This is a genomic window from Acinetobacter nosocomialis NIPH 2119 (assembly GCF_000368085.1).
In the GTDB taxonomy this organism is placed as follows: Bacteria; Pseudomonadota; Gammaproteobacteria; order Pseudomonadales; family Moraxellaceae; genus Acinetobacter; species Acinetobacter nosocomialis.
Genome location: NZ_KB849239.1, coordinates 2172234 through 2184377 on the forward strand (window position 1 = coordinate 2172234; position 12144 = coordinate 2184377).

11 protein-coding genes are annotated in these 12144 nt (G+C 38.4%); 7 read left to right on the forward strand and 4 right to left on the reverse strand.

The window, feature by feature from the left end; translation table 11 throughout:
• Window positions 1-7: 7 nt before the first annotated feature.
• Entirely contained in the window at window positions 8-2047 is a 2040-nt protein-coding gene (locus F984_RS13990) for a UvrD-helicase domain-containing protein (protein ID WP_002052000.1), read from the reverse strand.
• A 193-nt stretch (window positions 2048-2240) separates the two neighbouring features.
• Window positions 2241-2894 carry a YiaD family glycine zipper/OmpA-like lipoprotein gene (locus tag F984_RS13995; RefSeq protein ID WP_002052040.1) on the reverse strand — a complete coding sequence of 218 codons (654 nt, stop codon included), beginning with the start codon at window positions 2892-2894 and terminating at the stop codon, window positions 2241-2243.
• 245 nt (window positions 2895-3139) lie between these two features.
• Here F984_RS13995 and F984_RS14000 point away from each other — a divergent pair, with 245 nt between their 5' ends.
• From F984_RS14000 to F984_RS14030, 7 genes are all read left to right on the forward strand, one after another.
• A complete protein-coding gene (locus F984_RS14000) occupies window positions 3140-4066 on the forward strand; it encodes an acyltransferase (RefSeq protein WP_002051994.1) in 927 nt (308 codons plus the stop codon).
• Between the two features lie 14 nt (window positions 4067-4080).
• Window positions 4081-5127, forward strand: coding sequence for a hypothetical protein (locus F984_RS14005; RefSeq protein WP_004710238.1), 1047 nt, complete (start codon window positions 4081-4083; stop codon window positions 5125-5127).
• Between the two features lie 121 nt (window positions 5128-5248).
• Entirely contained in the window at window positions 5249-5971 is a 723-nt protein-coding gene (minC, locus tag F984_RS14010; RefSeq protein WP_002052013.1) for a septum site-determining protein MinC, read from the forward strand.
• 70 nt (window positions 5972-6041) lie between these two features.
• Window positions 6042-6854, forward strand: a complete 813-nt coding sequence (gene minD / locus F984_RS14015; RefSeq protein WP_001074362.1) for a septum site-determining protein MinD — start codon at window positions 6042-6044, stop codon at window positions 6852-6854.
• A gap of 2 nt (window positions 6855-6856) precedes the next feature.
• Window positions 6857-7129 carry a cell division topological specificity factor MinE gene (gene minE, locus F984_RS14020; protein WP_000896934.1) on the forward strand — a complete coding sequence of 91 codons (273 nt, stop codon included), beginning with the start codon at window positions 6857-6859 and terminating at the stop codon, window positions 7127-7129.
• Window positions 7130-7212: 83 nt separating this feature from the next.
• A complete protein-coding gene (locus F984_RS14025) occupies window positions 7213-7500 on the forward strand; it encodes a PA4642 family protein (RefSeq protein ID WP_001218560.1) in 288 nt (95 codons plus the stop codon).
• Window positions 7501-7647: 147 nt separating this feature from the next.
• On the forward strand, window positions 7648-8172 hold the full coding sequence (locus F984_RS14030; protein ID WP_004710239.1) for a hypothetical protein: 525 nt from the start codon (window positions 7648-7650) through the stop codon (window positions 8170-8172).
• A 102-nt stretch (window positions 8173-8274) separates the two neighbouring features.
• Here F984_RS14030 and rhtC read toward each other — a convergent pair whose 3' ends face one another.
• Both rhtC and F984_RS14040 read right to left on the reverse strand, forming a co-directional pair.
• Entirely contained in the window at window positions 8275-8895 is a 621-nt protein-coding gene (gene rhtC, locus F984_RS14035) for a threonine export protein RhtC (protein WP_002052086.1), read from the reverse strand.
• A gap of 149 nt (window positions 8896-9044) precedes the next feature.
• On the reverse strand, window positions 9045-12077 hold the full coding sequence (locus F984_RS14040; RefSeq protein ID WP_004710242.1) for a DNA translocase FtsK: 3033 nt from the start codon (window positions 12075-12077) through the stop codon (window positions 9045-9047).
• Between the last annotated feature and the right edge of the window lie 67 nt (window positions 12078-12144).

Here is a 12144-nt window from a genome sequence, read left to right on the forward strand (position 1 = left end):
AAAAAAATTAACGCTTTAATAAAGCTTTTAAATTTGCCAAATATTGTTGAGCCTGTTCTTTAGGGTCAACATTTGCTGCAATTTTCTTTTTACGACCTAACCATTCGAGCTCGTCTTGTGGAAGCTCATCCAGGAAACGGCTTGGGGTCATTTGTTTCATTTGACCACCATTTTTACGCTGTTCTGCCAAAGTTAAAGTTAAGCCTTGACGCGCACGGGTAATTCCCACATACATAAGACGGCGTTCTTCTTCAATGGTTTCAGCTGCAATCGAGTTCTTATGCGGTAAAAGCTCTTCTTCAAGTCCCATAATATACACAAATGGGAACTCCAAACCTTTTGCTGCATGCAAAGTAAGTAGGTTTACTTTGTCAGTGTCCTCTTCTTCTTGCTGTTGTTCTAACAAATCGAGCAAGACCAGTTTTCGAATAACGCTTTCAATGTTCTTTTCATCAACATCTTCTGCACGATTAATCAGATTTTGAATACTGGTAAATAAATTCTCGATGTTATCGAGCTTACTTTTCTCTTGAGCAGGTGTTGCAGACTGCTCACGAATATAGTCGATATAACCTGCCTCATTCATCATTTGACGAACTTTAGGCACAGGCTCATCGTCTTCTAACAACTCACGAGTAAACGTTGCGATAAAGTCAGCAAACTCATGCAATTGAGTTTCTGCTTTTTTAGGAAGGACCATGCTTAAACGCTGGTCAGAAGAAGCACCAAGTAAAGACAAATTATTTTCTTGCGCAAATAAACCTAACTTCTCAAGAGTAACTGGGCCAATCGCACGTTTAGGCGTATTAATGATACGTAGGAAAGCACTGTCATCTTCAGGGTTAATAATAAGACGCAAGTAGCTCATTACGTCTTTAATTTCTGCACGAGCGAAGAATGATGTACCGCCAGAGAGCTTATACGGAATCTGCATTTGGCGAAGCTGGGTTTCTAATACACGCGCCTGAAAGTTTCCACGGTATAACACAGCGTAATCTTTCCAGTTCTTACCATTCATCAGTTTATGAGTCAGTAAGTCTTTAACTACACGTTCAGCTTCATCGTCATCATTACGACAAGTAATAATTCTAATGACCTCGCCATGGCCTTTATCACTCCACAATTTCTTATCAAAAATATGCGGGTTATTTTGAATCACACAGTTTGCAGCTTTCAAAATACGGCTGGTCGAACGGTAATTTTGCTCAAGCTTAATAATATGTAAATTTGGGAAATCCTGTTTAAGCAAAGCCATGTTTTCAGGCTTCGCCCCTCGCCATGCATAAATCGACTGGTCATCATCACCAACGGCAGTAAACTGCCCCATTACACCAACCAATAGTTTCACTAAAATATATTGTGCAGTGTTGGTATCTTGATATTCATCGACCAATAAATAACGAACACGGTTTTGCCATTTATCACGTACCTCTGCATTTTCTTGCAGTAATCGTGTTGGCATAACAATTAGATCATCAAAGTCGACTGCATTGTAGGCACGTAAATTACGCTCATAAAGTTGGTAAAGATGGGCAAATTGAACATCTTCGGGTGTTTCACACGTCGAATGTGCTTGTTCTGGCAAAATCAGATCATTTTTCCAATCTGAGATTTTCTTCATTGCCTTGGCAATTAACTCTTTACTCTCTGCACCTGATAAATTATCGCGATGCATCAGATCCATCAAAATACGTTTACAGTCATCTGCATCCAAAATCGAAAAATTGGCTTTTAAAGGTAAATTTTTAAGTTCTAAACGTAAAAGATTTAAACCAAAAGTATGGAAAGTCGAGACTGATAAACCTTTTGCTTCTTCGCGTGATAAAAGCTTGGTTACACGCTCTTTCATTTCACGTGCAGCTTTATTGGTAAAGGTCATCGCTGTAATACGATGCGCTGGAATACGGCAATGTTGCACCAAATAGGCAATTTTACGAGTAATTACCGATGTTTTACCTGAACCAGCACCAGCAAGCACCAATAAAGGGCCTTGAGTATATTTCATGGCTTCTTCTTGCTTGTCGTTCAATTGACTGGCAGATGACATCGTGTATTACCTCTTAATTTTTCGAGCATGATTATAGTCATCTCTTTTTTAGAATCCCAATAGTAAATCTACGGATATGTATAAATGATGTCTAATAATGCAATTTATGCGCCGCAGAATGTCGTGATTATTTCTTGTACTGCACCCATAAAAAAACCACCCGAAGGTGGTTTTTGAAACAATAAATTAAATCTTATTGTTTAGCATAAATGCTGATTTCTACACGACGGTTTTGTTCACGACCAGAAGCAGTTGAGTTGTCTGCGATTGGGTTAGAAGAACCATAACCTTGTGCATCGATACGGCTTGAAGAAACGCCTTTACCAGCTAAATAGATTTTAACTGATTGAGCACGTGCTTGAGATAATGGAATATTGATAGAGTCATTACCTGTGTTATCTGTGTAACCAGTAACTAAAATCGCACTCTTGTTATCTTCAGCCAATGTTTGCGCTACTTTGTCCAAAGTTGCATAGAAGTTTGGCTTGATATTTGATTTGTTCGTATCAAAAGTGATGCTACCAGGCATGATCAATTGAACAGAACCATCTGGGTTACGGCCTACTTCTACACCAGTACCCGCCATTTGTTCACGTAATTTTTTCTCTTTTTGGTCAAGATATAAACCACCAGCTGCACCAAGAACTGCACCGATTGCCGCAGCACGGTTGTTTTGACGGCTAGAGTTTGCACTTGATTTAGAAATACCATAACCTGCTGCTGCGCCGATTAATGTACCTAATGCGGCTTTATCGTATTCAATTCCACCAAGGTTGTTACCTGTTGTCTGACAACCAGAAAGTACTACTGCTGCCCCTACGACTGTTGAAATAACTAATGCACGCATTGCATGCCTCCTCACTTTGTGTGTTTTGTTGTCTGGATGAATAATGAAACAAAAAGGAAGTATAAAACATTGATATTTTGTTAATAATAAACAGTTTAGTTAGTTTTTTGTAATATTTTGATGCACTTTAAGACGTGCACTCATCACAATTTCTTCATTGTTGTCTAAGATACCGTTGTATTTCATTTCATGATAGTTATAGTTGAACAACTTTCTATGGATTTTGGATATTCGGGGCCATTTATATGTCAACTGCACCCAATAAGCAATCTGCGCTAAAAAAAATTACACGTGGACTCACTGTCGGTACAGTCATTACAGGTAGCACCTTTTTTCATGGACCACCTGTATTGGCTTTGGGTTTAACCAAGTTATTTAAAAAATCATCCAAAGTAGATGAAACCAACATTCAAATTACAAATAGCTGGCTCAGTGTCAACAATTGGCTCATTGACCATGTTCTACCTAATTTAAAATGGGACATTACGATCGATGAAGGTCTTGATTTAAGTATGCAAGGCCGTTACTTAATGACTTGTAACCATCAAAGTTGGGTTGATACGACTGTAAACCAGTATTTCGGCTTAACCCGTATGCCACTTACCCGTTTTTTTACCAAGTGGGAACTCATCTTTATTCCATTCGTTGGTCAAGCCTTTAAAATTTTAGGCTTCCCAATGATGAAACGTCATACCAAAGAGCAAATCGCGAAAAACCCTGAATTAAAAGACCGCGATATGATGGAAGCACGTAAAGCATGCGAACAGCTCTTAAGCCAACCTTTTACATTATTAAACTATTTGGAAGGTACACGCTTTACTCAGGAAAAACATGATCAACAAAATTCGCCATATAAACACTTACTAAAACCTAAAGCAGGTGGTTTGGCACTGGCTTTAAATATTTTAGGCGACAAAATTGATGCTTTAGTTGATATGACGATTGTTTACCCTGACGGTGTACCAGGTTATGGCGATTTCTGGTTAGGTGATGTTTCACAAATTGCGGTAAATCTTCGTAAAATTGAAATACCAGCTTGGGTACTCGGCGGTAACTACGAAGATGACCCAGTTTACCGTGAGCGTTTTCAACAATGGGTACATGAACTCTGGACTGAAAAAGATCAACTCATCGAACAAATGAAAGCTCGATATACTACTTCAACTCATTAAAAGCATTTATAGCTATGCAAAACAGTTCCAGAAAACAAGCACAATATTACCATATGGACCCAAACAGCATTTCATTTAAGCTGTTTTTGGTTTATGACATCTTTATGGTGTTTATTATTATTTTCAATCTGTTCTGTCTTGCAGCAAATTTCTTTTTAATGAGCAGTATTGGGGCATGGTTTTTCGAACATATTCACTTGCCCCAAGTACTCAGCTTTTATAAAACCTATTTACACCCATGGGTAATTACGACAGAAGCTTGGTTTATTGGCTTTTTAATTACTGAATTTTTTGTCCGTTGGGGCATTTCTATTGTTTATAAACACCATAAACGTTGGTTCTTCTTTCCATTTATTCACTGGTATGAAATTTTAGCCATCATTCCGCAATTGCGTTTTTTACGTTTGTTTCGTGCCGGCATTATTGCCTATCGCTTATATGAGTTAGGCTATCCGGTTATTCCTGAAAGCTGGAGAAAAAACGGTTTATTTTATTATCGTGTCGTTATGGAAGAGCTATCTGATCGCGTGGTTATTACGGTTATTGATGGCATTCGTAATGAGCTTCAAACAAGCTCAACACATAAGCAAATTATTCATGAGCTGGTTAACCATCATCGTGAACAATTTACGGTTACCCTGACCTCCATATTACAAGAATCCTTAGCTACAGCATTAAAAGAACAAAAGCCCGCAATTACAAAAGGTGTTGGACAAATTGTTGATCAAGCCATAGAAGATACGCCAGAATTAACCCAATTATTACGCTTAATTCCTTTAGTCGGAGGCCGTATTGAACAGCAAATACAAAGTATTGGTCAAAGACTTGGGGAAAATATCAGTGCAGGTTTAATTGAACCTTTAATTGAAGGGTCAAAAGAACAGCCCAATGCAACTTATCAATTAATTTCAGAAAAAATAAGTAACGTGAATATTAATAACCGTGAGCTTGAACAACTTGTAGAGTCTGTAGTGTTTGAAAGTCTCGAAGCAATTCGCAAACAAGTTAAAGTCAAACAGTGGCAACAAACCCTTGCGGAGCATGATCGAATCAAAGAATAAGCATTTACTTAATTTTTTATGAAACACGCTAGAGAATTGGCACGATTTGTTCTAGCATTTGCTCTATTTACAATAAACTTAACGATATTACAGCTCGTTTTAACGCCTTGAAGGAAGACTTATGGCTGATATCCGGATTACCGGCAGAATGGTTAACTTTAGCAGGATAACCTTCGATACGAATGATCATGATGTGATCCGCCAGCAATTATCAAATATTCTAAATGAAGGTTCCTATCAGGGAACTGTCGTTATTATAGATAGTACTGTTGAGCAAGAGCTCATTGCTTTAATTCAGTTGTTAGTCAGCTTAGGTTTACAGCCTATGGCGGTTATTGACGGTATTTTAGGTGATGAAGCACGCGCCATTCAGTTCCCTGTATTACCGGCAGACCAGCCATTACAACGCATTAAAGCAACTGCGGAGCAAGTTGCAATTGTAGAGAAAGCTGCCCCTGCACAAGCTTCAACAGAAACAAAAAAACCACTAAATAATAATGCAGTTGCCCATATTACCTCTTATCATGATGAAATTTTGCGTACAGGCCAATCTCTTGTACAAGACCAAGGCGATATTATTTTAAAAGCTGGCATGAATAGTGGATCTGAAGTGATTGCTTCAGGAAATATACATATTTATGGCACGGTTCGTGGTAGAGTCATTGCTGGTGCGGGTGGGCACGCTGCTGCACGCATTTTTTGCCAATCTTTAGAGGCTGAACTCGTTTCCATTGCCGGAACATATTGTGTCGCAGATGATATCCCTAAACATGTGGTAAAAAAGCCAGTACATATTTATTTAAATGAAAAGCAAGAGCTTGAATTTGAAGCTCTAGAACTTTAGTTTATTAAGCAAATCACCAAAAAACAGCCCTTTTAAGGGTGTATGTATGACCATAATAGGAGTGGATTCGGTGGCCAAAATTGTTGTCGTAACATCAGGCAAAGGTGGTGTAGGTAAAACTACAACGAGTGCATCTTTTGCAACAGGTTTAGCCCTTCGTGGTCATAAAACTGTTGTGATTGACTTTGATGTAGGCTTACGTAACCTTGATTTAATTATGGGGTGTGAGCGTCGTGTTGTTTATGATTTCGTCAATGTAATTAATAATGAAGCACGTCTGCAACAAGCCCTTATTCGCGATAAAGATATCGAAAACCTTTACATTTTGCCGGCTTCACAAACCCGTGATAAAGATGCTTTGAGCGACGAAGGTGTTGCTCGTGTAATTGATGAGCTTTCTCAAGAATTTGATTACATTATTTGTGACTCACCTGCGGGGATCGAGCGTGGTGCGATTTTAGCAATGTACCATGCAGATGAAGCAATCATTGTGACAAACCCTGAAATTTCTTCAGTACGTGACTCTGACCGCATCATCGGAATGTTAGACAGCAAAACTAAAAAAGTTGAACACAACGAAGGACGTATACGTAAGCATTTATGTATTACACGTTTTAACCCTGAACGTGCTGACCGTCAGGAAATGCTGACGATTGATGATATTTCTAAAGATATTTTACGCGTACCGACATTAGGTGTTATTCCTGAATGTCCAAGTGTATTACAAGCATCAAACGAAGGTAAGCCAGTTATTCTGTACTCAGAAACTAAAGCTGGCCAAGCGTATGATGACTTGGTTGCTCGCTTTCTTGGCGAAGACCGCCCTTATCGACACATCACAGCTCAACCTAAAGGCTGGTTAGCACGACTATTTGGAGCGTAGATATGGCAGGATTCTGGAGTAAATTATTTAGCAGTGAAGAAAAACCATCAAGTGCTCAAACTGCCAAAGATCGTTTAAAAGTTATTGTTGCATCAGAACAAGGTTTAGGCCGTCGTTTAAGCCAAGACAAGATTGACCAAATGAAGAAAGAAATCATGCAGGTGGTCAGTCGTTATGTAAGTGGTGTAGGCGAACAGCATATCCAAATGCAAGTTCGTTCTGAAGCAAATATCGAAATGTTAGAAATGAATATCAATTTACCTGAAGAACGATAATTCTATTTCTGACTATTCAATAAATCAGAATCAAGGCAAAATAACGCAAGTTATTTTGCCTTTTTTAAAATGAGGAGATTGTCATGGCATTATCACAGCCAGCAACTTTCAATGAAGAATGGTCCGATGAGCGTGTTTTTGCCTACCTCAACCAACTTCCTCCAAATGGTGTGAACGCAGACTTTCATGTGCTCTACCATGCTTTCAAACATATGCGTCCAAATGACTATGAACGTCTTTTGACTAAATTCGTTGCAGATGGGCGAGATATCAATGCAACAAATCCTGAAGGCGAACGCATTCACGACGTGATTGCTAAGTTTCCGCGTCAATCAGCGCCGTTTTTAGAAGTTTTAGCAAAATTTGCTTAAGCTTTTTTTATTTGAATAAGACTACATAATCTATCTTGGTAAAACTTAGTAGATAGATTATGTGGTTTATTCAAGTATTTAAATTATTTACTTTTATAAAAAATAATCTTAAAGTCATCAGCACTATTTCATTCCAAATACAAATTCATGAATCCAGAACCTATTAATTTAAATCAAACACAATCTATCCAATCAAATCATATAGAAAATTTAAAAGTTATTAGCCTTAATAAGTTTATCGTTCTATCCATAATTTCCTTTGGCCTATACCAAATTTGGTGGATATTTAAAGCATGGCGATTTTTTCTAATCAAAGATAAATTAAATATTATGCCTGCTGCCCGTGCAGTTTTTTCTATATTCTTTTTATATTCACTATTTAGTCGAATAAAAACCTATTCAAAAGAACAAGAATATCCTCATGACTTCTCGTCAGGCTGGATGTATTTAGCATATCTAATTACGAATTTACTGGTTTACTTACCAGAGCCCTATTGGCTCATCTCTCTCTGCGATATTATATTCTTAATACCAGCATTTAAAGCACTGAACTATGCACAAAAACAAATAGAAACGACAATTGAGCAAGAGAAATTCAATACATCTCAAATCACTTTAATTATTATAGGTTCTATTATGTGGCTACTGATTCTTATCAGTTTTATTATATGATTCCTGTATAAGTGATCTAAAATTTAACTTATTGATATTTTAAAAATACTAAAATTTAGTGATTTAAAAAGCCTCTTTAAGAGGCTTTTTTATTATCTGGATTTAGCGATTTCCAATCAGAAAAATACCGAATACGGTAAAAATACCACCGGAAATACCATCAATCCATTTTGAAAAATTACGGTAAGCCACTCTGAAACTCGGTAACGAGAAAATAAAAGTCACAAAGCAAAACCATAAAATCGTTTCAACCGACACAATAATAAAAAGCAACCAATGAACTTGATCAAGCTGAGGGTTAGCTAAAAATAAAGAGAATACACTACCAAAATAAATCACGGCTTTAGGATTCGATAAATTGGTGAGTAATCCCTTCATAAAAAATAAGTAAGGTGCTTTAGGCAACTCAACAGCTGTAACCTCTTGCTGCTGATCTTTTGAAAATGCTGAACGCAACATTTGATAGCCTAACCAACATAGGTATAAACCACCTGCGATGAGTAACCCTTGCTTTAACCAAGCCATTTTCTCAAAAATAATATTTAAGCCCATCAATGCTAAAGAAGCCCAAAACATAACACCTGCTGTTATTCCTGCCACAACCAACATGGCTTCTTTACGAGAGCGGCTCACTGCGGTCTGTGATACCAGAAAAAAATCAGGCCCTGGAGTAATAAGCGCACAAAAATGAATAAAAGCTAACGTAATTAATGCAACTAACATGTTGTCCTCCTGATTTGTTTCATTGTTTTTTATTTAGAAGCACACATTAGCATTTTTTACTATTTGATAAAATCTCAAACTACCACTGAATAATGATTATTTTTAACCATAAAAAAGCCTCCGAAGAGGCTTAATTTTAAATGTAGATATTAAACTAAAATATCTCGCTTACCATTGGCGCCCATAGCACTGACAATACCGTTCTCTTCCATTTGGTCGATAATACGTGCAGCACGGTTATAACCTAAGCTAAACTTACGCTGTAATGATGATGTAGAGGCCTTACGAGTTTCTAGGACAAACGATACACATTGATCATAAAGTGCATCACGGTCTGAAGCACCATCCCCCTCTTCAAAGCCACGCGAAGCTGGCTCTTCATCAAATGGTGTTAAGATCTCATCTACGTAGTCTGGTTCACCACGTTCACGCCATGCATCACAGATTCGGTTAACTTCATCATCACTAATAAATGCACCATGTACACGTTCTGGCTCAATCTTACCTGGCCCTAAGAACAGCATATCACCATGACCTAACAAGTCTTCTGCACCACCTGCATCCAAAATAGTACGTGAGTCGATTTTACTGTTTACACGTAAAGCTACACGCGTTGGAATATTGGCTTTAATAAGACCTGTAATGACATCTACCGATGGACGTTGAGTTGCAAGCAATAGGTGAATACCAGCAGCACGAGATTTTTGCGCCAAACGCGTAATCATTTCTTCTGCTTTCTTGCCTACCTGCATGATCATGTCGGCAAACTCATCTGCCACAATCACAATTGATGGTAATGGCGTTAAACGAGGTGCACGCTCTTGTGTCGCTGAATCACTTGGTTTCCATGTTGGATCAATCAAGTCTTCTCCATTCGCAATTGCTTCTTCAACTTTTCGGTTGTAGTCACTTAACTTACGAATTTTAAGGAACGACATAAGCTTATAACGGCGTTCCATTTCATTTACACACCAGTTTAATGCACTAACTGCATCTTTCATGTCAGTGACTACAGGCGTTAATAAATGCGGAATATCGTTATAGTTAGCCAATTCAAGCTGTTTCGGGTCAATTAAAATTAAACGTAATTGATCTGGCGTATATTTAAGTAACATCGACAAAATCATCGAGTTAACGGCAACAGATTTACCCGAGCCAGTTGTACCCGCAACTAACATATGCGGTGCTTTTGCCAAGTCTGTTAGTACCGGATTACCCGAAATATCTTTACCCATTGCCATACTAATCAGAGCACTTGGGTCACGATATGCTGGTGTTTCCAACAGCTCAATTAAACGTACCATTTCACGGGCACTATTTGGTACTTCAATACCAATATATGGTTTACCCGGAATAACCTCCACAACACGTACTGATGCCATAGACATTGAGCGCGCCAAGTCACGGGAAATATTAGTCACTTTAGATGCTTTCACACCCGGTGCTAAATCTAATTCAAAACGTGTAACAACTGGACCCGGCTGAGCTTCAACAACCTGCGCCTTCACATTAAATTCTTGTAATTTAATCTCAAGCAATTCAGACAAACGCGAAAGCTGCTCTTCGGTAAAGTTAACTTTCTTATTTGGGTCAACCTTATCAAGTAATTCAAAGCCCGGTAATGTTGGTAAATCTAAACGCTTTTTGGCTACCTGCATTGCACGCGACATTGGTCGACCTGATGCATCTGTTAATGGCGCATCAAAATCGAATTCATCCTCAAGATTGTCTTCTGGCTTTCCAGCAGTTTCTTGCCAAGCTTCAATAAATTCTTCTTTTGAAAGCTTCTCTGCACCAATCGTAGTTTGAATAGGAGCTTTTACAAATGCTGAAGATTGCGCATAGCTACTTGCTTTGACCGATTGAGGTGCTGGAGCAATATCTTCATCAATTAATAAATCATCGAAATCATCAAATACTTGTTCATTTGATAAGTTTTTAGGTGACTGATTTAAATTCGATACAGGTACAGATGTTTCAACTGATGTATGAGGTGCTTGCGGTGCTACTGCTGATTCAACATGATGATCTTGAACGAACGGAGTATGTACATCAGTAGCAGTTTTACTATTTGGAACTGCTGCAAGCAATTCATCAAAAATCTCATCATCATTCCAATCTAAGCCTTGATGAATATTCGATGCTTGAGGTTGTGCTTGTTTAGCCTGATAAGCCGTTTCTTGGAATTGCTCATGACTTGGATGTTCATTTGAATCATCCGCAGCTCTTAACAGTGCATCAATTTCTTGCTTATGACTTGCATCATCGCGCTGTAGGGCACGCCAAACCTCACCTGTCGCTACTAAACGCTCACTGTCTTTTTTAAGCTGTTGAGCTTGTTCAAGCGTACGCTCAAAGTTTTCTGGCTGAGGCGCTGGTTTTTCTTCAACAGTTTCAGACTGACTTTGCTCTTTCGCTAACACATCGGCAAATAAACGCTCCGCCATTTCATCGTGTCGTGTAGAGCTAGCTTTGGCTTGAGTTTTTTCTGGCTGAACATTTAGCTCTGCTTCATCATTAACTTCAGCTTTAGGCATCTCGGCAACTTTTACCGTTGCTGTTTTATTTGCAGGCTGTGTAGTTAAATCATAAGCAGATTCATTTGGCGATACATTCTTATAGAATAAATCTTGTAAATAACTCGGCATTGCTTTGAGCGTAACCCATGTTTTGCTCCACTGCACCCCAAATGCCAAAGTGAACAATACCACTCCGAAAACCAATAAAAATAAGGTCGCACCATAAATTGTTAACAGTTGAGATAAGCTCTGCCCTAATTCATAACCAATAATCCCACCTGCCGCATTATCTAAAGTATCTGCAGGTACATTCCAGTGTAAGTAAAGCAAACTAGACACAACAAGAATTAAGAAGAACTGAGCAGCATAACGGAATGGACGGTTTAGAAAACTATGCGGCCACCAGACTTGAATAGCTTCAACAAATAAGAAAATTGGAATAAGTAAACTTGCCCAACCTAAAAAGCCAAACAGCAAATCTGCAATCCATGCACCGGCAATACCACTTGCATTGGATACTTGCTGAGTATCACTTGAAATATGCATCCAGCCCGGATCAAATGGCGTATACGTTACTGTCGCCAGAAACATATAAATACCAAAAGAGACCAAGAATAATGTCATCAATAAGCGCTGTGCATAAACACTTGACACCGCAGTCATATACTGTCCTGTAACCCATTTAATTATTGGTTTAGAGATGTGAAGACCTACATTTCAGATCTTCAAC